Origin of the sequence: Streptomyces sp. SA15 (genome assembly GCF_002291145.1) — a bacterium.
In the GTDB taxonomy this organism is placed as follows: domain Bacteria; phylum Actinomycetota; class Actinomycetes; order Streptomycetales; family Streptomycetaceae; genus Streptomyces.
Genome location: NZ_NTGE01000211.1, coordinates 121385 through 144502 on the forward strand (window position 1 = coordinate 121385; position 23118 = coordinate 144502).

Annotated in this window: 22 protein-coding genes and 2 pseudogenes; 12 read left to right on the forward strand and 12 right to left on the reverse strand. The window is 70.1% G+C overall.

Features of this window, described 5'->3' with window-relative positions:
- Positions 1-20: 20 nt before the first annotated feature.
- Genes CLM62_RS45320 through CLM62_RS45335 form a run of 4 tightly spaced genes read right to left on the reverse strand, consistent with a single transcriptional unit; the run spans position 21 to position 2132 of the window.
- Entirely contained in the window at positions 21-854 is an 834-nt protein-coding gene (locus CLM62_RS45320) for an isoprenyl transferase (protein ID WP_095755738.1), read from the reverse strand.
- A gap of 53 nt (positions 855-907) precedes the next feature.
- Positions 908-1654: a DNA repair protein RecO gene (gene recO / locus CLM62_RS45325; protein WP_095755739.1), complete on the reverse strand. Its 747-nt coding sequence runs from the start codon at positions 1652-1654 to the stop codon at positions 908-910.
- A gap of 59 nt (positions 1655-1713) precedes the next feature.
- Positions 1714-1929 (reverse strand): hypothetical protein, encoded by a 216-nt coding sequence (locus CLM62_RS45330; RefSeq protein WP_095755740.1) that lies wholly within the window; start codon positions 1927-1929, stop codon positions 1714-1716.
- Complete coding sequence (locus CLM62_RS45335; RefSeq protein ID WP_095755741.1) at positions 1926-2132, reverse strand: hypothetical protein; 207 nt, start codon at positions 2130-2132, stop codon at positions 1926-1928. The genes CLM62_RS45330 and CLM62_RS45335 overlap by 4 nt, the downstream gene beginning before the upstream one ends.
- A gap of 114 nt (positions 2133-2246) precedes the next feature.
- Between CLM62_RS45335 and CLM62_RS45340 the strand changes: the two genes are divergently transcribed.
- From CLM62_RS45340 to CLM62_RS52520, 3 genes and pseudogenes are all read left to right on the forward strand, one after another.
- On the forward strand, positions 2247-3080 hold the full coding sequence (locus CLM62_RS45340) for a helix-turn-helix transcriptional regulator (protein WP_095755798.1): 834 nt from the start codon (positions 2247-2249) through the stop codon (positions 3078-3080).
- On the forward strand, positions 3062-3376 hold the full coding sequence (locus tag CLM62_RS45345; protein WP_095755742.1) for a DUF397 domain-containing protein: 315 nt from the start codon (positions 3062-3064) through the stop codon (positions 3374-3376). The genes CLM62_RS45340 and CLM62_RS45345 overlap by 19 nt, the downstream gene beginning before the upstream one ends.
- A gap of 225 nt (positions 3377-3601) precedes the next feature.
- A pseudogene (locus tag CLM62_RS52520) lies at positions 3602-3709 on the forward strand (IS630 family transposase); the annotation flags it as partial.
- A gap of 86 nt (positions 3710-3795) precedes the next feature.
- Here CLM62_RS52520 and CLM62_RS45350 read toward each other — a convergent pair.
- Entirely contained in the window at positions 3796-4830 is a 1035-nt protein-coding gene (locus CLM62_RS45350) for a GNAT family N-acetyltransferase (protein WP_095755743.1), read from the reverse strand.
- 200 nt (positions 4831-5030) lie between these two features.
- On the opposite strand from CLM62_RS45350, the gene CLM62_RS45355 reads away from it, so the two are divergent.
- The 3 genes from CLM62_RS45355 (at position 5031) to CLM62_RS45370 (ending at position 8513) form a co-directional block, all read left to right on the forward strand.
- On the forward strand, positions 5031-5333 hold the full coding sequence (locus tag CLM62_RS45355; RefSeq protein ID WP_095755744.1) for a hypothetical protein: 303 nt from the start codon (positions 5031-5033) through the stop codon (positions 5331-5333).
- A 108-nt stretch (positions 5334-5441) separates the two neighbouring features.
- Positions 5442-5822 carry a nuclear transport factor 2 family protein gene (locus CLM62_RS45360; RefSeq protein ID WP_179382496.1) on the forward strand — a complete coding sequence of 127 codons (381 nt, stop codon included), beginning with the start codon at positions 5442-5444 and terminating at the stop codon, positions 5820-5822.
- 1194 nt (positions 5823-7016) lie between these two features.
- On the forward strand, positions 7017-8513 hold the full coding sequence (locus CLM62_RS45370) for an alpha/beta hydrolase (protein WP_095755799.1): 1497 nt from the start codon (positions 7017-7019) through the stop codon (positions 8511-8513).
- Here CLM62_RS45370 and CLM62_RS50540 read toward each other — a convergent pair.
- Both CLM62_RS50540 and CLM62_RS45375 read right to left on the reverse strand, forming a co-directional pair.
- A pseudogene (locus CLM62_RS50540) lies at positions 8501-8635 on the reverse strand (abortive phage infection protein); the annotation flags it as partial. The gene CLM62_RS45370 and the pseudogene CLM62_RS50540 sit on opposite strands and share 13 nt — an antisense overlap.
- Before the next feature lie 37 nt (positions 8636-8672).
- Complete coding sequence (locus tag CLM62_RS45375; protein ID WP_095755746.1) at positions 8673-9443, reverse strand: helix-turn-helix domain-containing protein; 771 nt, start codon at positions 9441-9443, stop codon at positions 8673-8675.
- Positions 9444-9499: 56 nt separating this feature from the next.
- On the opposite strand from CLM62_RS45375, the gene CLM62_RS45380 reads away from it, so the two are divergent.
- The gene (locus CLM62_RS45380; protein WP_095755747.1) at positions 9500-10069 is read left to right on the forward strand and encodes a class I SAM-dependent methyltransferase; all 570 of its coding nucleotides are present in this window, start codon (positions 9500-9502) and stop codon (positions 10067-10069) included.
- On the opposite strand, the gene CLM62_RS45385 is transcribed toward CLM62_RS45380, so the two are convergent.
- Positions 10005-10520, reverse strand: coding sequence for a protein phosphatase (locus CLM62_RS45385; RefSeq protein ID WP_257004474.1), 516 nt, complete (start codon positions 10518-10520; stop codon positions 10005-10007). The genes CLM62_RS45380 and CLM62_RS45385 overlap by 65 nt on opposite strands.
- A 197-nt stretch (positions 10521-10717) precedes the next feature.
- Between CLM62_RS45385 and CLM62_RS45390 the strand changes: the two genes are divergently transcribed.
- From CLM62_RS45390 to CLM62_RS45410, 5 genes are all read left to right on the forward strand, one after another.
- Positions 10718-12337, forward strand: a complete 1620-nt coding sequence (locus tag CLM62_RS45390) for an ABC transporter substrate-binding protein (RefSeq protein ID WP_095755748.1) — start codon at positions 10718-10720, stop codon at positions 12335-12337.
- A gap of 110 nt (positions 12338-12447) precedes the next feature.
- Positions 12448-13410, forward strand: coding sequence for an ABC transporter permease (locus tag CLM62_RS45395; RefSeq protein ID WP_095755749.1), 963 nt, complete (start codon positions 12448-12450; stop codon positions 13408-13410).
- The gene (locus CLM62_RS45400; protein WP_257004475.1) at positions 13407-15491 is read left to right on the forward strand and encodes a dipeptide/oligopeptide/nickel ABC transporter permease/ATP-binding protein; all 2085 of its coding nucleotides are present in this window, start codon (positions 13407-13409) and stop codon (positions 15489-15491) included. Before CLM62_RS45395 ends, CLM62_RS45400 begins: the two co-directional genes overlap by 4 nt.
- Positions 15488-16492 (forward strand): ABC transporter ATP-binding protein, encoded by a 1005-nt coding sequence (locus CLM62_RS45405; protein WP_095755750.1) that lies wholly within the window; start codon positions 15488-15490, stop codon positions 16490-16492. Before CLM62_RS45400 ends, CLM62_RS45405 begins: the two co-directional genes overlap by 4 nt.
- Positions 16492-17427, forward strand: coding sequence for a dihydrodipicolinate synthase family protein (locus tag CLM62_RS45410; RefSeq protein WP_095755751.1), 936 nt, complete (start codon positions 16492-16494; stop codon positions 17425-17427). The genes CLM62_RS45405 and CLM62_RS45410 overlap by 1 nt, the downstream gene beginning before the upstream one ends.
- A gap of 163 nt (positions 17428-17590) precedes the next feature.
- Here the strand turns inward: CLM62_RS45410 and CLM62_RS45415 are convergent, their stop codons facing one another.
- From CLM62_RS45415 to CLM62_RS45430, 4 genes are read right to left on the reverse strand one after another with little or no spacing between them, the layout of a single operon-like run.
- On the reverse strand, positions 17591-18781 hold the full coding sequence (locus CLM62_RS45415) for an exo-alpha-sialidase (RefSeq protein ID WP_095755752.1): 1191 nt from the start codon (positions 18779-18781) through the stop codon (positions 17591-17593).
- Between the two features lie 55 nt (positions 18782-18836).
- Positions 18837-19502, reverse strand: coding sequence for a response regulator transcription factor (locus CLM62_RS45420; RefSeq protein ID WP_095755753.1), 666 nt, complete (start codon positions 19500-19502; stop codon positions 18837-18839).
- Positions 19499-20818, reverse strand: coding sequence for a sensor histidine kinase (locus CLM62_RS45425; RefSeq protein WP_095755754.1), 1320 nt, complete (start codon positions 20816-20818; stop codon positions 19499-19501). The genes CLM62_RS45420 and CLM62_RS45425 overlap by 4 nt, the downstream gene beginning before the upstream one ends.
- Positions 20819-20834: 16 nt before the next feature.
- Entirely contained in the window at positions 20835-22913 is a 2079-nt protein-coding gene (locus CLM62_RS45430) for an MMPL family transporter (RefSeq protein ID WP_095755755.1), read from the reverse strand.
- Positions 22914-23118: the final 205 nt, after the last annotated feature.

The window sequence follows — 23118 nt, forward strand, 5'->3', positions numbered from 1 at the left end:
GTTCTCCCCGGGAGGACCCACTACTCCTGCTTGCCCTCCATGGCCAACAGCTCCTCGTTGGGAATGGCCCCACCGAACCGCCGGTCCCGCGAAGCGAACTCCACGCACGCCCGCCACAGATCACGCCGGTCGAAGTCCGGCCACAGCACGTTCTGGAACACCATCTCGGCATAGGCGCTCTGCCACAGCAGATAGTTGGACGTACGCTGCTCACCACTCGGCCGCAGGAACAGGTCGACGTCCGGCATGTCCGGGTAGTAAAGGTACTTCGCGAAGGTCTTCTCCGTGACCTTCGACGGATCGAGCCGCCCGGCCCGTACGTCCTCCGCCAGCGCCTGCGCCGCATCGGCGATCTCGGCCCGGCCGCCGTAGTTCATGCAGAAGTACAGGGTCAGCTTGTCGTTCCCCTTCGTCTGCTCCTGCGCGACCTGAAGCTCCTTGGCCACCGACTTCCACAGCTTGGGCATCCGCCCCACCCACCGCACCCGAACCCCCAGCTCATCGAGCTGATCCCGGGTCTTACGGATGAAGTCACGGTTGAAGTTCATCAGGAAGCGCACCTCGTCCGGAGACCGCTTCCAGTTCTCGGTCGAGAAGGCGTACAGCGAGATCGCCCCCACGCCCATCTCGATCGCCCCCTGCAACACATCCAGCACCCGCTCGGCACCGACCTTGTGCCCCTCGGTACGCGGCAGCCCCCGCTCCTTCGCCCACCGCCCGTTCCCGTCCATGACGATCGCCACATGCTTCGGGACCAGCTCGCCGGGCAGCTTCGGCGCGCGGGCACCGGACGGGTGCGGCTCCGGCGTCTTGTACTCGCGGCGCTGGCGCCCCAGGAACCCGCGTGTGGCCATGTGTTTCTCGTCTCCCTAAGCGTGTGCTTATTTCTCAGCTTATTTGTCAGTGCTTATTTCTCTACGTACCGAAGTGAGCGCAGCCCGCGCTCCAGATGCCAGTGCAGGTACGCGGACACCAGCCCGCTCCCCTCCCGGACGTACCGCGGCTCGCACGCGTCCGCGGTCTCCCAGTCTCCCGTAAGCAGCGCGCCGAGGAGTTCCAGGGTCTGCGGCGACGGTACGACACTCCCCGGCACCCGGCAGTCCACGCAGACGGACCCCCCGGACGCCACCGAGAAGAACCGGTTCGGCCCGGCCATACCGCACTTCGCACAGTCGCTGAAGCTGGGGGCGTACCCATTGACGGCGAGGGAGCGCAGCAGAAAGGCATCCAGAACAAGGTGCGGCGCGTGCTCACCCCGGGCGAGCGTCCGCAGGGCGCCGACGAGCAGCAGATACTGCTGCACCGCCGGCTCGCCCTCGTGGTCGGTGAACCGCTCGGCGGTCTCCAGCATGGCCGTCCCGGCGGTGTACCGCGCGTAGTCGGCGACGATCCCGCCCCCGTACGGCGCGATGGTCTCGCTCTGTGTACACAGCGGCAGCCCGCGCCCGACCAGCTCACTCCCCCGCGCGAAGAACTGCACGTCCACGTGCGAGAAGGGTTCGAGCCGCGCCCCGAACTTCGACTTGGTCCGCCGCACACCCCTGGCCACGGCCCGTACCCGACCGTGACCGCGCGTGAGCAGCGTGATGATCCGGTCCGCCTCACCCAGCTTCTGGGTGCGCAGCACGATGCCGTCGTCGCGGAACAGACTCATGAAGCCATTCTCGCCTACGGCAGGTGCGCGCCGTGTTTCGAGTGCTTCGACCGCGGGTTTCAAGGGACCTCACCTCGGCTGCGGGCGTTGGCGTACGCCGTCGCCGCGCTGAGACGCTCGGCCTGGGTGGCGCGGCGCACGGCCCCCGGCTCGGCGTCCCACTCCCGCCCGCCGCCGTACGGTCTCAGCTGTACGTAGGGCCCTTCGTGCCCCATGACGATCCCGAGCCTGCCCGTACGGGTGTCCACGACATACGACCCGACCGGCGGTTTCATCGCAGCACCGCCGCGAGTCGCTGCGCGGTCTCGACGGAACATCGGCCCAATTCGACGAGTGGACACGGTGCCTCCCGCGCAAGACTCACCGGGTCGAGCCCGAGTGACGGCAGAATAATTCCGGCCTTCCTGAGCGCCGCGCGCAATTCTTTCACCGCGTCCTCCGCTTCTTCGACGCAGAGCGCCGAGTGCTGTGCCTCCACCGTGCTCCCCTTCTTTCCGGGTTTCACTCTTCGTGTCTCCACGATGCCCCTCCGCAACTACACTCGGCAGGAGTCTGTGCACTACAAGTGCGGGTCAGCGCAAGGGGGTTGGCCGTGGCCAACGGTTCACGACAGGCGGCCTGGGAGTTCTTCGGGACGGAGTTGAAGCGGAGGCGGGAGGACGCGGGGATCACTCAAGTGGGGCTGGGGGAGCGGGTCTTCGTTTCCGGTGGGTATATCGGTCAGTTCGAACAGGCGATCCGAAGACCACAGTTGGATGTGGCAAAGCGGATTGACGATGAGCTACAAACCGACGGCTTTTTCGAGCGGATGTGGCGGAAGCTCATCAAAGAACAGCGGTACGCGGATTACTTCGCGCATGCGGCTGAGCTGGAGCGGCTGGCGACGAGCATCTGCGAGTGGGCGCCCGCCGTGGTCCCAGGCCTCCTGCAGACACCCGAGTACGCCCGTGCGATCTACCTGGCGAGCAACCCGCTTGCCACGGACGGCTACATCGAGGAGATGGTCAGCCTCCGCATGGAGCGCGCCCAGCTCCTCAAGGACGCTACACGGCCCGTGTATTGGGCGCTCCTGCACGAAGTAGTACTGCGCGTCCCGGTCGGCTCCCCCGCAGTGATGGCCCAGCAGTTGGACCACATCGCGGCGATGGTGCGCAGCCGCGAGGTACTGGTGCAGGTACTGCCGTTCTCTGCGGGGGCACATCCGCAGATGGGCAAGCTGATGAGGCTCATGGAGTTCGAAGACGCCCCGCCAACCGTCTATACAGAGGGGGTGTTTTCGGGGAACCTGCTGGATGATCCGGCCGTAGTGAAGCGGACACAGGCGGATTACGATCACCTCAGGGCCGCCGCTCTGCCACTGGAGGCGTCCCTGGCCCTGATCGAATCGGCGGCGGAGGACTACAGACGATGCGCGGGTACAACTTGACCAACGCCCGCTGGCGCAAGAGCACCTACAGCGGCGGCAGCGGGGGCGAGGAGTGCGTCGAGGTCGCGTACGACTTCCCAGGCGCCGCCCGCTGGCGCAAGAGCACGTACAGCAACGGCGAGGGCGGCAACTGCGTCGAGGTAGCCGACGGAGTCCCCGGCGTCGTCCCGGTCCGTGACAGCAAGGTGCCCGGCGGTCCTGCTCTGCTCATCGGGTCGGCCGCCTGGACGGAGTTCATCGGCACCGTGGGGGCCGCCCGCTTCTTTGCCAGTGTCGTGCTTCCACGACCCGAGTAAAGGGCGCTTCGCGTCGGCTACGCCGATGGCCCTTCGGGCACCCTTGACTCGGCTCGCTCCAGCACGGGTGAGAAGCGAGCGAGCGGCCCGGAAAGAGCGGGTGGCCAGGTGGGCAATCCCTTGGGTTGGTTGAGCGGTGGGCCGGAGACGGGGGCGCGCTCGCGCCTCGCCAGCACGCCGGGCCGGCTCAGCGGCGATCGGTGAGTGAGCGGCTGGGGACGCGCCGTCCAGACCCGCGAGCTCCAGCGTTACCTGCGCCGCCGCAACGCCAACGCTCGCCACCCCGACGTCTTGGCCGCGCAGCGCCGTGAGCGCGCCCGTGTCCGCAGGTAAAAGGGCATCCGCTGAGGAGGACGCCCTCTTGTCGGGGCAGCCTGATCCCACCGGTGAACTCCTGCCCAGTGCGTCAAACCAGTGCGTCAAAAAGGCAGGCCCTGTAGGTCCACGCCGACGGTGGGCTGGGGCAGCTCGGCCAGGTCGTAGGTCATGGTGGCCAGCGGGCAGAGCCGGGTGCCGGCAGGCTGCCGGAAGGTGACCGGCGCGGATGTCTGGCGCCATCCGAGCTGCGTGTAGAGCGGGACCAGCTCCGGGCGGCAGAGCAGCATCGCCGTTTCGGCACCGGCCGCCCGTGCGTGTTCGACCGCGACGCTGATCATGGTCCTGGCGATGCCCCGGTCCCGATGGGCAGGGTGCACCAGCACATTACCCAGCCCGGCGACACGGCGCGGTGCCCCATCGAATGCCATCTCCCGCAGCAGCCACCCGGTAGCAGCCACCAGCCGCCCGTCACAGACGGCCGTGAGCGTGTGTTCCTTGTCCGCCCAGACCAGACCGGGCCCGTTGACTCCGAAGGGGTCGGGCAGACCGTCGCGGAGTGAGGCGTAGTCCTCCCGATCGCCGGGGCCGGGCGCATAGCGCAGTCGGAGGTCTGCATCACCGTCAGTACCGTCGTCCACCGCATGCTCCGCTGCGGTCGGGCTGGCGGTGGGGTCAAACCGGTACCGCAGACAGTGCAGTCCGCTGGACTGGACGGTCCCGGCTGCCTGAGCACCCAGGCGGCGCAGTACCGCGATCGAGCCCGTGTTGCCGGGCAGGACGAACGCGAAGACGGCCGGGAGCGCGAGTCGACGAAACGCCAGGTCCAAGCAGGCACGGCCTGCCTCTCCTGCGATGCCGCGGCCCTGCGCCCGTGGATGCACGGCGAAGCCGAGGTCGGCTCCGTACCGGGCCCGGTTACGCAGTCCCACCCGCCCGAGAAAGGCACGGGTTGCCGCGTCCCTGACCGCAAAGTCGCCGTAGCCGTGCCTGGCCCAGTGTGCGACGTGATCGTCGCACATCGCCTCGGCCGCAGACCGGCTGTCCGCCCGCCCGGTCGCCAGCCACCGCATGACGCTGTCCTGACTGACCACAGCCTCGAAGAGATCGTCGCTGTCCTCACGGCGGATCGGCTCCATCACCAGCCTCTGAGTGCGCAGAACAGGTCCATGTAACCGATCCACTCGGCAACTCCTCCCAGCCAACGAGAGAGGAGAGTATCCGGCAACCCCTTGGAGCGATCTGGTGACCCGGATGCCGCGCTCGGACTGCGACCGCGGCTCGGCCGGCCTAGCGTGGCTTCAGTCTCTTTGAGTGTTGGTCAGGCGGGAGTAACGGCATGTATATGCTTCGCGAGGTCTACCAGGCCGAGCGCGGAAAGGCGCCGGAGATCGTGGCGGCGTTCAAGACGCTCTCCGGCGTGTTGGAGAAGGCCGGGTGCACGAACCGGAGGATCTACGTCGATTACGCGGGTCCCATGGACACCGTCTTCGCCCAGTGGGAGTTCGACAGCCTCGACCAGTACTTCACCCTGGAGCGGGAGTTTTTCAAGAACCCGGACGCGGAAGCACGGGCTCTGATCGACGCCTTCAACAGCAACGCGAAATCCGGCTACAAGGAGATCTACGAGGTCATCCAGTAGCGCTATGAGCTGAGTGAGTTGCACCGGTCAGCGGCTCAGCCTCGCCGTCTGCCAACAGCCGTACCGTGCGTCCGAGTACCTACGTTCTCGATCAATGAGGCAGGCCTGGTGACCAACATCGACGTGGTGCGCTCCATCTACGACGCATTCGGGCGTAAAGACATCGACGGCCTCATGGGCCTCCTCGACCCCACGGTGGAGATCTATCAAACCGACCAGCTGCCGTGGGGTGGTCGCTATCGAGGCCTCGAGGGCGCCCAGGAGTTCTTGGGCAAGTTGGTCTCACACATCGATTCAGCGGTCGAGCCAGAAGAGTTGGTCGAAGCGGGCGAGCGAGTTGTCGAGATTGGGCGCAGCCGCGGTCTCGTGAAGGGAACCGGGCGCGAATTCGACGTTCGCGAAGTCCATGTGTGGGAATTGCGCAACGACAAGGTAGTCAGCTTCCAGTCGCACATCGACACCCCCGAAATGCTGCGCGTACTGGAGTGAAGCGGCCTCAACTGGCCGACACCGGTGTCCTCGGACCCGCCGCCCGCGAGCAGTTCGCCACACCGGAGGGAGGCAGCCGACGCCGTTGCCCAACCTTCCCTGACCGCTGCCCAGTTGCGGGAGATCACTGGTGTACTCGCCTCCCCCTGACCCGGACACCGGGTCGGTTCAGCGGCGTGCGGCCGGTGGGCGGCTGGGGGCGCGCCGACCGAGTGGCGGCACGCCGGGGCGGTTTGGCGAGCGGCGGCCGGGGACGCGCGGGGAGTGGCGGGACGCTCGGTCGGATCAGCGGATAGCGGGCCGGTGGCGGTGCGCGGGTGCGCAGCTGCGACGGCCGGCCGGGCCCTTCCGGCCGACTCGGCGACTGACGACAGGGGAGGTAGGGAACAAAACGGACACTCACCCAGTAATTGGCAGATCTGTTCCACCGGTGCGGGCGCGTGACCTGGGGTTTTCCTTCGCGGGGGTGGAACAGATCTGCCAATTACTGCTCGGGGCCGTCCCTCTCGAGGCCCGGGGTGCGGAAGCTCCGGATGGGGCGGTCGTCGCCTCGCTGGCCGCAGTCGATGAGCCGGGGCGGGGTGCCCCCGCCCCACCGACGCGCTACCGCCACCATCCACTCACCGCAAGCCGCCCAGCCGGCCCGGCGTGCCGCCGCCCAGCCGGTGCGCCCCGCCCCCAAGCCACAGACGGGCCGATCGCCGATCGCCGATCACCGATCACCGCTGAGCCGAGGCGAGCCCCACCTCAACCACCGGCGGCACCACCACTCCCCCACTCACCGATAGCCGCTAAGCCCACCCGGCGTGCTGGCGAGGCGCGACCGCGCCCCCGGGCCCCAGCCCACCCCCCAACCAACCCCAGGGACCGCCCACCTGGCCCCCCGCTCTCCCCCGGCCGCCCGCTCGCTTCTCCCCCGTGCTGGAGCGAGCCGAGTCAAGGGTGGCCCGAAGGGCCATCGGCGTAGCCGACGCGAAGCGCCCTTTACTCGGGTCGTGGAAGCACGACACTGGCAAAGAAGCGGGTGGCCCGACGGTGCCGTCCAAACGGTCGGTGGGACAAGTGGCCTCAGGGGCGCGACCAGGGGTGGTGCTGGGGTAAACCCCCGGGGAATCAGGGCCGTTTCCCGGATGTGGAGGATGCCGGAGTTCCGCGAGGCTCGTTCGCATGAACTCCATGAACCGCACGAGCGGTATGAACCGTATAAAGCCCATCACGCGCCACGCCCCCGTCATCGCCGCCTCCGCCCTCCTCCTCGGCCTCACCGGCCCGCTGACCGCATCCGCATCCGCATCCGCATCCGCATCCACCCCCTCTCCCAAGTGGACCAAGTGCGAGGGCAACGCGCCCGACCCGCGTCAGCAATGCGCGACCCTCGAAGTGCCCATGGACTACGCCGACCCGGACGGCAGGACGATCGATCTCGCCATCTCCCGCATCCCCAGCGAGAAGCCGGACGCCCGCCGAGGGGCGCTGCTCATGATTCCGGGCGGGCCGGGTGGCTCCAGCCTCAACGCGCCTTCCGGGAAGGGGCAGAAGTTACCGCAGAGCGTGCGGGACGCCTACGACCTGATCGGGTTCGCGCCGCGCGGGAACGCCCCCTCCAGCCCCGTCAGCTGCGGCCTCGCCACCGGCGACCTCGCCACGACCACACTGCGCCCCTGGCCTGCCCCTGACGGCTCGGTCACCGGGAACATGGCCGCCGCGCGCCGGATGGCGAACGCCTGCGCGCGGAACGGCGACGAGCTGATCCGGCACATCAGCACCGTCGACAACGCCCGCGACGTCGACAGCATCCGGGCCGCCCTCGGTGAGCGGAAGCTCTCCGTGTGGGGCGTCTCGTACGGCACGTATGTCGGCGCGGTCTACAGCCAGCTGTTCCCGTTCCGCACCGACCGCATCGTGCTGGACAGCAACGACAACCCCGACCCCACCCGGGTCAACCGCGCCTGGCTCGCCGCGCACGAACAGGGCGTCGAGGACACGTTCCCCCACTTCGCGGCCTGGGCGGCGGCGCCCGGCAATCCGTACCGGCTGGCCGAGACGGCGGCGGACGTACGGCCGCTGTTCCTGCGCCTGGCCGCGCGCCTCGACCACGATCCGATCCCGTGGCCCGGCGCCAACCCCGCGGAACTGAACGGCAATGTGCTGCGCCAGAGCCTCCTCAACACCCTCTACGAACCCGACAGCTACCCCAACCTGGCCAAGCTGATCCTCGCCGCACAGGACGGCACCGTGCCGCCCGCGCCTGCCTCCCCGCCGCAGTCCGCGCTGCAGAACGTCGCCGCCGTCGGCGCCGCCACGCTGTGCAACGACGTCGCCTGGCCCAGGTCGGCCGCCGCTTACCAGAAGGGGGTCGCCGAGAGCCGGGCCACGTACCCGCTGACCGCCGGCATGCCGCGCAACGCGATGGTCTGCGCCGCCTGGCCGTATCAGCCGAAGGCACCGGTGCACATCACCGACAGCGGGGCGTCCAACATCCTGATGGTGCAGAACGAACGGGACGTCGCCACGCCCCTCAGCGGCGCCCTGAAGCTCCGGGAGGCCCTCGGTGACCGTGCCGTCATGGTCACCGTGAACTCCACCGGCCATGACGCCTACCTCGCCAACGGCAACGCCTGCGGCGACCGGACCGTCTCCCGCTTCCTGGCCACGGGAGAGCGGCCGGACGAGGACGTCTACTGCGAGTGACGCGAGTGACGTGACCGGCATGCCCTGGCGTAGCGCTGCGCCAGGGCGTGGAACGCCTCCTTCGGCTCCCAGTGCCAGTCGGGGTTCGGGTCGTCGGGACGGTCCTTGAGGGGCTTGGTGATGGCGTTACCCACGGCATGGCCCACAGCACGGATCGGCTCAGTCGCGCACCGGAAAGTACTGCCTGGGTGTCACCCCCACCAGCCGATGGAACGCGGCCGTGAAGGAGCTGGCCGTCGCATAGCCGACCCGGTGGGCCACCGACTCGATCGGCAGGCCGGCCGCGAGGTGCGGCATCGCGGCCTGCATGCGTGCCCGCTCCCGCCACTGCCCGAAGGCGAGACCGGTCTCGGCGACGAAGAGGCGGGCCAGGGTCCGGCTGCTGGCTCCGGCTTGGGCGCCCCAGTCGGTCAGGGTCCGGGCGTCCGCGGGGTCGGCCCGCAGTGCCTCGGCCACCGTGCGGGCGCGCGGATCGCGGGGCAGGGGCGCGGAGACGCTCGTCACCGGCACCGGACGCAGCTCGTCGAGGAGCACCGCCTCGGCGCGCGAACGGGCGTCCGGCGCCAGGTCCGTACGGATCAGATGATCGATGAGCGCCCGCAGCAGGCCGGTCACCTCCACGACGGTCGGCTCGGGCCAGCCGATGTGCTCGCTGCACGCCGGATCGACGTACGGACTGCGCATGACGGCGTCGCCCGCCGACTCCGTCGTATGCGGAATCCCCGCCGGAATCCACAGGGCCAGCGACGGCGGCAGCAGCCACACGCCCTGCTCGCTGCCCACCCGCAGCAACCCCTTCGCCGACCAGGCGAGTTGGTGGAGGTCGTGCCAGTGCAGGGCGAAGGCGCTGCCGCGGGGCATGCTGAAGTGGCCGACGAAGATGCCGGTACCGGCCATGTCGTACGTGCGGTACTGTCCGTTCCGCGACATGGGACGGCAGCCTAGCGCGTGGTGGACAGCCGCACGCGCGGCCTAGCGTCGACGGCATGCCGATGAACCGAGCCCACCGCAGGATTTGCAGCTCCGAGAACTGGGCGCAGAAGACGAAGGACCTGATCCTTCCCTGGGCCCTCGAACACGTGGACCTCGGCAAGGACGTACTGGAGATCGGCCCGGGCTACGGCGCCAACCTCCGCGTCCTCGTCGACCTGGTGCCGCGTCTGACGGCCGCGGAGATCGACGCCGACACGGTCCGTCTACTGCAGGACCAGTGGGGCGACCGCGCCCGCATCGTCCTCGCGGACGGCGCGGAACTGCCGCTGCCCTCCGCGTCGTACGACTCCGTCGTCTGCTTCACGATGCTGCACCACGTGCCCACGGCCGCCCACCAGGACCGCATCTTCGCCGAGGCGTTCCGCGTGCTGCGCCCCGGCGGCACCTTCGCCGGCAGCGACAGCCAGCCGAACCTCCGCTTCCGCATCCTGCACTTCCGGGACACGATGAACACGCTCGACCCGGCGACCCTGCCGGCCCGCCTGAAGCAGGCCGGCTTCACGGACGTGACCGTCGACCTGCACCCGAGCGGTGGCCTGCGCTTCCGCGCCCGGCGGCCCTAGAAACCTGGAACCGCCGCACATACCTCCCCTGCCAAGGCGTCTCCACCGCATGCCGGTCATAGTGCCCGCGGACGTACGCGACGGCCTCCTCGGGCGGTACGCCGTCCAGCACCGCCAGACACGCCAGCGCCGTCCCCGTACGTCCCCGCCCGCCACCACAGGCGACCTCCACACGCTCACCGGCGGCCCGCTCCCAGGCCTCGGTGAGCACCGCGCGGGCCTCCGTGCGGTCGGCCGGAAGGCGGAAGTCGGGCCAGCGGAGCCAGCGGGACTCCCAGGGGACATCCGGGGGCGGCTTTCCGAGGAGGTAGACGCCGTACGACGGAATCGGCGCCCCCGGTTCCAGGGGGCGCCGCAGGCCCCGGCCCCTCACCAGCCGCCCGGAGGGCAGCCGCAGCACACCGGCGCCCCGCTCCTCCCACAACTCCGCGCTCCCCAAGACACCCTCCACACCGGGGAGGATCTCACGCTGCGTGTTCCCTTGACCACTCTCACGGCCCCACCTATGGTCACGCTGTTGTCAGGGCGTAGGACGTCGTATCTCCTCCCTCGTAATCCCTCGTAATCCCTCGTAATCCCTCGTAGTGCCTCGTAGTGCCTCGTAGTGCCTCGTAACCGCATGCTTTCCAGCCCCCACCTGGAGGACCCGTGCGCGACGTGACCCACGACGTGCCGGCGCCGGACCGTCGGACCTTCCTGAAGCGCACCGGGGTGCTGGGGATGGCGGTCGCGTCCCTGTCGTCCTGTTCGTGGGGCCCCGAGTCCACCATCGACCCCGGCGGTTCGGGGGGCGGTGACCGGACTCTCACCGCGGTCATCGGCTACGGCAACGACGGCACCTGGGATCCCACCCAGACCGCGTCCGCCTTCAGCATGGCCGCCAACCACCACATCTACGAGGGGCTGCTCGACACCGACCCGATCTCCCGCGAGCCGTACGCCGCGCTCGCCACCCGGGTGCCGGGGAATCTCGACGGCACGTCCTGGAGGTTCACGCTGCGTCAGGGCGCCACGTTCCACGACGGCAAACCCGTCACCGCCGACGACGTGGTCTTCGTCTTCGACCGGATCCTCGACCCCGGCACCCAGACCCTCGCCAAGGGCTTCTTCGCGAGCTGGCTGAAGGAGGTCCGGAAGATCGACGCGCGAACCGTCGAGCTGGTGCTCAGGTTCCCCTTTCCGGAAGGAGTTTCGCGGCTGACCCTCGCCAAGATCATGCCGAAGCACGTCTTCTCCCGGCCGGGCGCGTGGGACGACGCGATCAAGGGTCTTGCGGTGGGCTCGGGGCCGTACCGGCAGACCGCGCACCATCCGAAGTCGAACACCACCTTCGAGGCGTTCGCCGACTACAACGGCCCGCGCGGGCCCGCCTTCAAGAAGATGAACTGGCTGACGATCGTGGACGCCGCCCCGCGCGTCGCCAGGATCTCGGGGTCGAGCGCGGGCGCGCAGATCGCCGACAACATCCCGTACGCCAACATCGAGCAGCTCAGGAGCGGCGGGCTGTCGGTCGCGGGCGCGGCCGGCATGAACAACCTGTTCCTGATGTTCAACACACGGCACAAACCCTTCGACGACGTGCGCGTGCGGCAGGCGCTGCACTACGCCATCGACACCGAGAAGATGGTGGAGGTCGCGCTCAAGGGCCACGGCACCCCGGCCTCGTCCTTCCTCAACGAGGGCAACCCGTCCTACCGGCGGGCGAAGACGGTCTACGACCACGACCCCGAGAAGGCGAAGGCGCTCCTGAAGGAGGCCGGGGTCAGCGGGCTGAAGGTCGACATCCTCGCGGTCAACGTGAGTTGGATCGTCGACTGCCTGCCGACCATCAAGCAGTCCTGGGACGCGATCGGCGTACGGACGACCCTCTCGCCGCAGGAGACCACGGCCGTCTTCACCAAGATGGACCAGAAGCAGGACTACCAGGTCGTCGCCGCCGCCTCGAACCCCAACCAGTTCGGCCTGGACGCCGACCTGATCATGCGCTACAACTACGGCCCCACCAACCTCTGGATGGGCTACACCCGTTGGGCCGGTGACCCGGTCGCCAAGCAGCTCTTCAGGGACATGGACCGGGCGACCCGGGAGCCGGACCCGGAGAAGAAGACGACGATGATCCAGGACTACATCGACGTCGTCGCCCAGCAGGCCGTGCTCTACCCGGTCGTCCACAACGAGCTGATGACCGCCTGGGATCCGAGGAGCCTGTCCGGGACAAGGGCACAGCCGTATCCAGGCATCAATCTCCTTCAGGCCAAGTGGGTCTAGATCCGTCCAGACCCGTCTAGGTCCGTCTAGGTACCTCTAGATCCGTCTAGATCCATCTAGATCCGTCTAGATCCGTCTAGGCCAGTCCAGAACCAGGGAGTTGTCGGCACGTGGTAGCCATCGCCAGGATCCTGCTCCGCCGTATCGCCCTGCTCCTCCCGCTGATGCTCGGCATCGTGCTGTTCGTGTTCCTGGTGATGCGGTTCTCCGACGTCGACCCGGCGTCCGCGTTCTTCCAGGGAGCCAACCCGACACCCGAGCAACTGCACGACTTCCGCGAGCAGAACGGCCTGCTCGACCCGTTCCCCGTCCGCTACGTCCACTTCGTCGGCGACCTGCTCCACGGCGACCTGGGCATCAGCGCCCTGACCCGGGCGCCGGTCGTCGACCAGGTCACCACCGCGCTGCCGCTCACCCTCCAGCTCACCTTCCTGGGCCTCGGCATCGCGGTCGTCCTGTCACTGATCGGCGGCGTGACCGCGGCCATCTACCGCGACCGCCTCCCCGACCAGATCATCCGGGTCGTGTCGCTGACCGGCGTCGCGGCCCCCGGCTTCTGGCTGGCGCTGCTGATGATCCAGTATCTGGCGGTCGGCCTGGGCTGGTTCCCGACCGGCGGCTACATCAACCCGGCGGACTCCTTCACCGGCTGGCTGAAGACGATGACCCTGCCGGCCTTCGCGCTGTCCCTCCCCGTGGCGGCGCAGCTGACGCGGATCGTGCGGACGTCGGTGGTGGAGGAGCTGGACAAGGACTACGTACGGACGGCGATCGGCAACGGGCTGCCGCCGCGGGTGGTGGTCGGGCGGAACGTGCTGCGCAACGCCCTCATCAATCCGCTCACCGTCCTCGGTCTGCGCGTCGGCTATCTCCTCGGCGGCGCGGTCGTCATCGAGACGATCTTCTCCCTGCCGGGGATGGGCAAGCTGATGATCGACGCCGTGAAGAACGGCGACCCTGCCGTCGTCCAGGGCGTCGTCCTGACCACGGCCATCGGCTTCGTCGTGGTGAACCTCGTCATCGACGTCCTCTATCTGCTGGTCAACCCCCGACTGAGGGACGCGACCCCATGAAAACGCCGAACAAGCCGAAAACGACGAACGCGCCGAAAACGACGAACACCCCGAACACGCTGTTCACGCTGTTCACGCGCAAGAGCCTCACCGAGGCGCTGTCCCGGCCCGGCGTCCGGCTGCGCGGCCGGCGCAGGCTGCCGCCGCTGTCGAAGGTCGCGGTCTGCTTTCTGGCGGTGGTCGTGCTCACCGCCCTGCTGGCGCCGCTGCTCGCGCCGGACGACCCGCTCGACCAGCAGCCCCTGGTCGACGACACCGGGCATCCGTCCGCCGAGCACTGGATGGGCCAGGACAGCCTCGGCCGGGACATCCTCAGCCGGCTGATGTACGGGGCCCGCTGGTCCCTGGCCATCGGGCTCGGCGCGACCGTGCTCGCCCTGCTCGTGGGCGCGTTGCTGGGGGCGATCGCGGCGACCTCCCGCAAGGCGGTCGACGAGACGCTGATGCGCTGTCTGGACGTCGTCATGGCGTTCCCCGGCATCGCGCTGGCCGCCGTACTGGTGGCGGTGTTCGGCGGCGGGATCACGGTCCTGATCTGCGCGATCGCGTTCCTGTTCACGCCGCCGATCGCCCGGGTCGTACGGGCGAACGTCCTCGACCAGTACGGCGAGGACTATGTGACCGCGGAACGGGTGATCGGGGCGCGGACGCCGCACATCGTGCTGAAGCACGTGGCGATCAACTGTGCCGCCCCGGTGCTGGTGTTCTGCACGGTCCAGGTGGCGGAGGCGATCGTCTTCGAGGCGTCGCTGTCCTTCATCGGCGCGGGTGTGCGGCCGCCGGATCCCTCCTGGGGCAGTGTCATCGCGGACGGCAAGAACATGGTGCTGACCGGGGGTTGGTGGGCGACCGTCTTCCCGGGCCTGCTCATGCTGGTCACCGTGCTGTCGCTGAACGTCCTCTCCGAGGGCGTGTCGGACGCGTGGGCGGCCCCGTCGGCGCGGGAGGTGGAGGTACGCGACGAGGACCGCCTGGAGACCCCCGAGCCCGGCAGCGGCGAGGTGCTGCGACTGCCGGGCCTGGCGGAGGCGGCGCTTCGACTGCGCTCCCGCGCTCGCCCTCTCCCCCGAGGGCAGCAGCCGGTGCTCGCGGTGGAGAACCTCGCCATCGGCTTCGACGGCCGCCACCAGGGCGTGGACATCGTCGACGGCATCGGTTTCGAGGTGCGGCCCGGTGAGGTCCTCGGCCTGGTCGGCGAGTCGGGCTGCGGCAAGTCGCTGACCGCGCTGACCATCATGGACCTGGCGCCGAAGGGAGCGCGGGTGAGCGGCCAAGTGCGCTTCAACCAGCGGGAGTTGCTGGCGGAGCCGATGCGGGTACGGCGCCGGCTGCTCGGCCACGAGATGGCGATGATCTACCAGGACGCCCTGTCCTCCCTCAACCCGGCGATGACGATCCGCGCCCAGCTGAAGCAGCTCGTACGCCGCGGAGGCCGCCGTACGCCCGCCGAACTCCTGACCATGGTGGGCCTCGACCCCGACCGCACCCTGGGCAGCTACCCGCACGAACTGTCCGGCGGCCAGCGTCAGCGCGTCCTGATCGCCATGGCGCTGTCCCGCGACCCGAAACTGATCGTCGCCGACGAGCCGACGACGGCCCTGGACGTGACGGTGCAGGCGCAGATCATGGAGCTGCTGCTCCGGCTGCGGGAGGAACTGGACTTCGCGCTGATCCTCGTCTCGCACGACCTGGCGCTGGTCGCGGACGTCACCGACCGGGTGGTGGTGATGTACGGCGGGCAGATCGTGGAGACGGGCGTGACCGCCGACCTGGTGGAGGCGCCGGCCCACCACTACACGCGCGGGCTGCTGGGCAGCGTGCTGTCGCTGGAGTCGTCCCAGGAACGGATGACGCAGATCAAGGGCGTCGTCCCGTCCCCCGCCGCCTTCCCGGCCGGCTGCCGCTTCGCGGACCGGTGCCCGTCGGCGGACGAGGTGTGCCGTACGACGACACCCGTCCTCGCGGGGACGGGGACGCACACGGCGGCCTGCCACCATCCGGCGGTCGACCTGGGGAGCGCAGAAGGCCCGGGGAGCCCTGAGAGCCCGGAGAGCCCGGAGAGCACGGAGGCCGTGACATGAGCGCCCTGGTGGAGCTGTCGGACGCGCACGTGGTGCACAAGGCCCGCAGCGGCGGGCTGTTCACGCGGGACAAGGTGTACGCCCTCACCGGCGCCGACCTCGCCATCACGCCCGGCGAGACGGTCGGCGTGGTCGGCGAGTCCGGGTGCGGCAAGTCGACGCTGGCGAAGGTGCTGGTGGGCGTGGAGCGGCCGACGTCCGGGACGGTGGCCTTCCGGGGCCGCGACCTGTGGACCATGCCGTCCGCCGAACGCCGTGCGGCCGTCGGCGGCAGCATCGGGATGATCTTCCAGGACCCGTCGACGGCGCTGAACCGACGGTTGACGATCCGGCAGATCCTGCGGGATCCGATGGACGTGCATGACCGGGGTTCGAGGGCTGAACGCGAGGACCGGGTAAGGGAGCTGATGTCGTTGGTGGGGCTCCCCCGGGCTCTCTCCGACGCGCTCTCCGGCGGCCAGCGCCAACGGGTCGCCATCGCCAGGGCGCTGGCCCTCGATCCCGACCTGGTGGTGGCCGACGAGCCGACGAGCGCGCTGGACGTCTCCGTCCGGACGCAGATCCTGAACCTGCTGCTGGACCTGAAGGAGAGGCTGGGGCTGGCGCTCGTCTTCGTCTCGCACGACATCCAGACGGTACGGCGGATGAGTGACCGTGTGATCACCATGTACCTCGGCCGGATCGTGGAGGAGACCCCGGCCGGGCTGGTCACCGACCGGGCCAGGCACCCGTACACCCGGGCCCTGTTCTCCGCGACGCCCGGCCTGCTGCACCCGATCGACCCGATCCCGCTGGTCGGACCGGTCCCGTCGGCGACCCGTCCGCCGAGCGGGTGCCCGTTCCGTACGCGATGCTGGAAGGCGGACGAGGTGTGCGCGCGGGCGATGCCCGCCTTCTCGGCCGCGTCGGCGGCCGGGCACCGCTTCCGGTGTCACCATCCGGTGGAGGAGAACGAATCGACGCGCGACCTCGTACGTCACAGTGAGTCCAAGGAGCCTTGATGACCTTCCCCGCCCCGCTGACCGGTGTCGTTCCGCCCGTCTGCACGCCCATGACATCGGACCGCGAGGTGGACGTCCCCTCACTCCACCGGCTGATCGATCATCTGGTGAACGGCGGGGTGCACGGCCTGTTCGTGCTCGGTACGACGTCGGAGGCGGCGTATCTGACGGACCGGCAGCGCCGGCTGGTGGTGGAGACGACGGTCGCCCACGTGGCCGGGCGGGTGCCGGTGCTGGCCGGGGCGATCGACATGACGACGCCCCGGGTCCTGGACCGCATCGCGTCCGCCGCGGCGGTGGGCGCGGACGCGGTGGTCGTCACCGCGCCCTTCTACACCCGTACCCACCCGGCGGAGATCGCCCGCCACTACCGTCTGGTCGCGGCCGCGTCCCCGGTGCCGGTCCTCGCCTACGACCTTCCGGTGGCCGTGCACACCAAGCTCCCCGCCGATCTGGTGCTGTCGCTGGCCGCCGAGGGGGTGGTGGCCGGGCTGAAGGACTCCAGCGGCGACCTCGGCGCCTTCCGGGAGGTGGTGACCGGCGCCCGTGAGCACCCGGACATCACCGGCTTCAGCGTGCTGACCGGCTCCGAGCTGATCGTCGACGCGGCGTTGGCGGTGGGGGCGGACGGGGCGGTGCCGGGGCTGGCGAACGTGGATCCGCGGGGGTACGTCCGTCTCGACGCGCTGTGTCGTGCCGGGGACTGGGCGGGGGCGCGGGTCGAACAGGAGCGTCTGTGTGCTCTGTTCGGGATGGTGGGGGTCGGTGACCCGGGGCGGATGGGGGGCAGCTCGTCGGCCATCGGCGCGTTCAAGGCCGCGCTGCATCTGCGGGGGGTCATCGACTGCCCGGCTACGGCGGAGCCGCAGGTGCCGCTGGACGGGGCCGAGGTGGAGAGGGTGGGCAAGTTCTTGGCGGCGGCGGGGTTGCTGTAAGGGGTTCCTCGCCCCCGCCGCCCCTACCCGTCCCATCCCCAGGGGCTCCGCCCCTTCGACCCCGCCAGGGGGCTCCGCCCCCTGGACCCCCATCGGCCTGAACGGCCTCGTCCTCAAACTCCCCCAGAGGGGATACCCCCAGACGGGCTGGCCTGCCGGCCCCCTACCCGAGCTCAGCCACCGGCACCCGACGGAACTCGATCGTCTCGTACGGCCCCGTCACCCCCGTCTCGTACAACACCCCGACCGTCCCCCCATCCACCCGCACCAGATCCGAATACGCGGCCCACCGCCCCGACAGCGCCAGCACCTTCTCAAAGGTCACCCCCGCATCGTCACTGCGCCACACCGCCATCCCCCGTCGCGCCGTGGGAACAGAAGGACCGGAGAACAGCAACGGGCCGCCCACACCCGGCAGTTGAAGAACACTCCCCTGCACCACCGGCACATCGTTCAACGTGGCCTGCACCGCATACGGCCGGTCCACAGTCGACCCCCCGTCACTGGAGTACGTGTCCAGCCGGTTCCCCACACTCGACCCGTGCTGGTCCCGCGAGCTGAAGTACAACCGCCCGTCCCCCAGTTGCGCCGCCGTCGACTCATTCGCGTTGTCGACACCGTCGTAGGAGTCGTCGACGAACCCCAGCCGCCAGCTGTAACCCCCGTCGTCGCTGTACAACGCATGCGCACCGTAGTACCGAGCCTCCTCCCCCGTATCCCCCGAGCCCGCCCCCGGCGCCACCGAGTGATTCGCCGCAACCACCAACCGCCCCGCATACGGCCCCCGCGTCAGCGCCACCGCATGCCCGGGCCCGGTCGCATACCACCGCCACCCCGCCGGCTTCACCGCCCCGGTGATCTCGCGCGGCGCCGAGAATCGCCGCCCGTCGTCACCGCCGCGCTGCACGAACACCCGCCGACTCTGCTCCGCCGTCACCTCCCCCCGCATGATCTGCGCCTCGGTCACCCCACCACCGTTGTAGGAGGTGACGAGGACGACCTCCCCGGTACGCGGGTCGACCACCGGCGCCGGATTGCCCCGCGTGTTCCCCTCCCCGGCCGCGACGACCGTGAGCGGACCCCACGTACAACCCCCGTCCTCGGACCGGCGCAGCACGACGTCGATGTCCCCGGAGTCGCCCGCCCCGTCGTGTCTGCCCTCCGCGAAGGCGAGGACGGTACCCCGGCGGGTGGTGACGGTGGCGGGGATGCGGTAGGTGGCGTAGCCACCCTGCCCCGAGACGTACGGCACAGAGGACACGCACCGAGAGGCGGCGGCCGAGGCATGGCCGGCCGCCGTGAGCGGGGTGAGAAGCACCGCGGTGGCGAGGAGGGTACGGCACAGAAGGGTCATCGCTCCCCTTACAGAGAACCTTTGCAGAGTGACTGACAGAGTGACTGACTGTCCGTCACATGCTGCCCGGCGTGACCATCCCCGACTCGTACGCCACGATGACCAACTGCGCCCGATCCCGGGCCCCCAGCTTCCCCATGATCCGGCTGACGTGCGTCTTCGCGGTCAGCGGGCTCAGCCCCAGCGCCTCGGCGGCCTCGGTGTTGTTGAGGCCGCGCGCGACCAGCGTCAGCACCTCGCGCTCACGCTCCGACAGGCATTCGGGCCCACGCCCGGTGATGGCCGGCGACGGGCTGCGCAGGAACCGTTCGATCAGCCGAGCCGTCGGCCCCGGCGACAGCAGCGCCTCCCCTGCCGCCACCGTGCGGATCGCGTCGAGGAGTTCGGCCGGACGGGTGTCCTTCACCAGGAACCCGGAGGCCCCGGCGCGCAGCGCCTCGACGATGTTCTCGTCGGTGTCGTAGGTGGTGAGGACCAGCACCTTCACGCCCGCCAGGTCCTCGTCGGCGGCGATCAGACGCGTCGCCTCGATGCCGTCCAGGTCGGGCATGCGGATGTCCATCACCACCAGGTCGGCGCGCTCGCCGCGGGCCAGTTCCAGCGCCTCCCGCCCGGTGGCCGCCTGCCCGACCACCTCCATGTCCCGCGCCGACTCGACGAGCATCGCGAACGCCTCCCGTACCAGGGTCTGGTCGTCGGCGAGCAGTACGCGGATGGTCATCCGGTTCCCCCTCCAGGCAGTACGGACGTGAGCGGCAGTACGGCGGTCACCTCGAAGCCGCCCCCGGCCCGTGGTCCGGCGTCGAGTGTGCCACCGACACTGCGGGCCCTCTCGCGCATGCCGACGAGCCCGAAGCCGGGGGTGCCGCCGGGGGTGGGTCCGGTGCCGTCGTCGGTGACCGAGAGGCGCAGGGCGCCGTCCTCCTCGTACAGGTCGACCGATACGGCCGGTTCGGGCCCCGCGTGCCGTACCGCGTTCGTCAGCGCCTCCTGCACGATGCGGTAGGCGGCGGCGCCCACGGCGGGCGGCGCCTGCCGTACCCGTATGTCCTGTTCGACGCGGGCGCCCGCGAGCCGCGCGGTCTCCACGAGGTCGGTCACGCCGTCGAGGCCGGGCAGCGGGCCGCGCGGGTCCCCGTGTTCGGAGGCGCGCAGCACCTCCAGCGTCGTACGGAGTTCACCGCGCGCGGTCCGGCAGGTCTCGGCGATGTCGTCGAGGGCTTTCGCGACCGTCTCGCGGTCCAGGCGTTCGGGGTCGGCGGCCAGGACGTGCGCGGCGACGGAGGTCTGGACGCCGATGAGCGTGATGCTGTGGGCGAGCAGGTCGTGCAGGTCGCGGGCGATCCGCAGGCGCTCCTCCGCGACTCTGCGCCGCGCCTCCTCCTCGCGGGTGCGTTCGGCGCGTTCGGCGCGTCCGACGATGGCGGCGACGTACTGGCGGTAGAAGCGGGTGCTCATGCCGCAGAAGAGGACGGCGATGACCCAGCCGGAGATCCGCAGGATCTCGCGCACACCATCGGGGTTGGTGACGGCGTTGACGATCAGTGTCACGCCGAGGATGGTGCCGCCGGTGAGCAGCGCACGGCGCGCCGTGCCGGTCGCCGCGATCGTGTAGAGCACCGTCATGGTCGCGGGGATGGGCGCGGTGTGGTTGTTGTCGAGGGCGTGGTACGGGGCGACGCAGGCCAGCACCGCGAGCAGGACCAGCACAGGACGCCGGCGCCGCCACACCAGGGGCACGTGGGCGATGAGCAGCAGGGTCCAGCCGAGCTCGTCGGGCCGGCGCCCATGGCCGCCGAGCAGGGCGATGGCCGTGGCGAGGGCGGCCATCGCCACGGCCAGCAGCGCGTCGTTGCGGGTGCCGTGCGGGGCGGTGCGGGGATCGCGGTTGATCGCCGCCATGATCCGCTCACCGCGGCGGGGCCGGGCCGCCGACGTGGTCGCCCGGACGGGCGCGGTGGTTGCCTGCACGCGCTCATCCTCCGTCACGGGGGCGCCCCTTCGGGAGCGAAGGGACGCCCTACGTGTCACCGTCACCTCACACCGGTTCCGGTCACACGGGTTCCGGCTGTCGTTCCGCCCGCTCCGGCTCCGGTTCCGGCGCGCGCGACAGCGGGCCCGGCCACCACAGCTTCCGCCGCAGCGCGACGGCCGCGCTGGTGACGAGGTACGTGCGGACGAGGAACGTGTCCAGCAGCACGCCCACCGCGATGACGAAGCCGAGTTCGACGAGCTGCACCATCGGCATGTTGGTGAGCACCGCGAAGGTGGCCGCGAGGACGAGTCCGGCGGAGGCGATGACCCCGCCGGTCGTGCGCAGCGCCGTCAGTGCGGCCGGTACCGGTTCGGCGCCGTTCAGGGACTCCTCGCGCATCCGGTGCATCAGGAAGATGCCGTAGTCGACGCCCAGCGCGACCAGGAACACGAAGGACAACAGGCCAAGCCCGGGATCCGTGCCCTCGAAGCCGAAGACCGGCCCGAAGACGAGTCCGCCGATGCCGAGGGCCGCGCCCCACACGGCGACCACGGCGGCCACCAGGAGCAACGGGGCGACGAGCGATCGCAGCAGGCCCATCAGGATCAGCAGGACGGAGGCCAGGACCAGGGGTACGACGATCTTGCTGTCGCGCGCGCTGGTGTCCTTGAGGTCGATCTGTTCGGCGCTCGGCCCGCCGACATAGGAGCCGTCGAGTGTGTCGCGCAGTGCCTCGATGGTGGCGGTCTCGCCCGTCGACTGGGGCGGGGCGGTGGCCAGGACGGAGATCTCGGTCCAGCCGTCGCCGCTGCGGCCGCGCTCCGCGCTGTCGACGCCGCGGGTGTCCTGGATCTCGGCGAGGGTGGTGTCGGCGCGGTCGGTGGGCGTGATGACGGTGAGGGGCTGGGTGCCGCGCTCGGGGTAGGCCGCGGCGAGGGTCTCCATGGCGGTGACCGCGTCGGGCTTGCTGGTGAAGGTGTCCTCCTGCTTGATGCCGCCGGGCAGGTTCAGCGCGCCCAGCGCGAGCGCGCCGAGCAGCACGGCACCGCCCGCGAGCACGGTGAGCGGCCGGCGTCCGGCGGAGCTGCCCATCGCGGCGAACAGCGACCGGCGGGCCTTGGGCGTGCTGCCGTAACGGGGCACGAGCGGCCAGAAGACGCGGCGGCCGAGCAGGACGAGGATCGCGGGCAGCAGGGTCAGCATCGCGACGAGCGCGCACAGCACGCCCACCGTGCCGAGCGGGCCCATGCCCCGGCTGCTGTTGAGGTCGGCGGCGAGCAGGCAGAGCAGGCCAGCGGCGACGGTGCCGGAGGAGGCGAGCACGGCCGGCCCGCAGCCGCGCAGGGCGGCCACCATGGCGTCGTACGGCCGCTCGACGCGTCGTAGTTCCTCGCGGTAGCGGGAGACGAGCAGCAGGGCGTAGTCGGTGCCCGCGCCGAACACGAGGATGGTCATGATGCCGGAGCTCTGGCCGGACACGGAGGTCCCGAACCCCTGGTTGAGCCCGTACGCCACGCCCATCGACAGGTAGTCGGCGATGCCTGCGACGGCGAGCGGGACGAGCCAGAGGAACGGGCTGCGGTAGATGAGGATCAGCAGCAGCGCGACGACCGCGGCGGTGGTGTAGAGCAGCGGTCCGTCGAGGGAGTTGTAGACCTCGCTCGCGTCGGTGGCCAGCGCCCCCTCTCCACCGACCTCGACGCTCAGCCCGTCGCCGCCCTTGGCGACGTCCCGTACGTCGTTGACGAGGGCGTCACGGGCCTCCTCGTCCGTGCCGGGTTCGTTGCTGGCGACCGGGTACATCAGGGTGGTGCCGTCCTGGGACGGGACGCCCCGCGGGTCGGCGGTGAGCCGGTGCGTGCCCGCGATCCGCTCGATCTGCTCCGCGGCGGTCGTCTTGTCGGTTGCGGTCAGTCCGCCGTCCCGGTGGTAGACGACGACCATTTCGGTGGTCTCGCCGCCGGGCAGCCGGTCCTGGATCTCGGCGACCTGGGTGGAGTCGGCGCTCGCCGGCAGGTAGTCGACGGCCCGGTCGCGCTGGACGTCCGAGAGTTTCGCCGCGAACGGCGAGGCGAGCGCGAGCACGGCGATCCACAGCCCGAGCACGAGCCAGGGCACGGCCCGCCGTCGCCGTGTGCTTGTCGTTGCGGCCCCCATGTGGCGGGCCTCCCTCCGGTCGGGTTGTCTGGGTCGGTTCCAGACTCCCGGCGGGGAGGGGCCGATTCGTCGGGCGGGAGGGCGAGTTGGGGGTTACTGCCAGGGGTGACCGGTCGGGCCCGTTACTCCCTGGGGAGTAATCCCGATCGGGGCCCGCGACGGCGAATGCGGGGGCTGGTGCTACGACGGCGGACGCGAGGCCGAT

Coding starts and splice junctions, on each gene's coding strand:
- CLM62_RS45320 (WP_095755738.1), bottom strand. CDS start 854: ATGGCCACACGCGGGTTCCTGGGGCGCCAGCGCCGCGAGTACAAGACG.
- recO (WP_095755739.1), bottom strand. CDS start 1,654: ATGAGTCTGTTCCGCGACGACGGCATCGTGCTGCGCACCCAGAAGCTG.
- CLM62_RS45330 (WP_095755740.1), bottom strand. CDS start 1,929: ATGAAACCGCCGGTCGGGTCGTATGTCGTGGACACCCGTACGGGCAGG.
- CLM62_RS45345 (WP_095755742.1), top strand. CDS start 3,062: ATGCGCGGGTACAACTTGACCAACGCCCGCTGGCGCAAGAGCACCTAC.
- CLM62_RS45350 (WP_095755743.1), bottom strand. CDS start 4,830: ATGGAGCCGATCCGCCGTGAGGACAGCGACGATCTCTTCGAGGCTGTG.
- CLM62_RS45355 (WP_095755744.1), top strand. CDS start 5,031: ATGTATATGCTTCGCGAGGTCTACCAGGCCGAGCGCGGAAAGGCGCCG.
- CLM62_RS45370 (WP_095755799.1), top strand. CDS start 7,017: ATGAACCGTATAAAGCCCATCACGCGCCACGCCCCCGTCATCGCCGCC.
- CLM62_RS45375 (WP_095755746.1), bottom strand. CDS start 9,443: ATGTCGCGGAACGGACAGTACCGCACGTACGACATGGCCGGTACCGGC.
- CLM62_RS45380 (WP_095755747.1), top strand. CDS start 9,500: ATGCCGATGAACCGAGCCCACCGCAGGATTTGCAGCTCCGAGAACTGG.
- CLM62_RS45400 (WP_257004475.1), top strand. CDS start 13,407: ATGAAAACGCCGAACAAGCCGAAAACGACGAACGCGCCGAAAACGACG.
- CLM62_RS45405 (WP_095755750.1), top strand. CDS start 15,488: ATGAGCGCCCTGGTGGAGCTGTCGGACGCGCACGTGGTGCACAAGGCC.
- CLM62_RS45410 (WP_095755751.1), top strand. CDS start 16,492: ATGACCTTCCCCGCCCCGCTGACCGGTGTCGTTCCGCCCGTCTGCACG.
- CLM62_RS45415 (WP_095755752.1), bottom strand. CDS start 18,781: ATGACCCTTCTGTGCCGTACCCTCCTCGCCACCGCGGTGCTTCTCACC.
- CLM62_RS45420 (WP_095755753.1), bottom strand. CDS start 19,502: ATGACCATCCGCGTACTGCTCGCCGACGACCAGACCCTGGTACGGGAG.
- CLM62_RS45430 (WP_095755755.1), bottom strand. CDS start 22,913: ATGGGGGCCGCAACGACAAGCACACGGCGACGGCGGGCCGTGCCCTGG.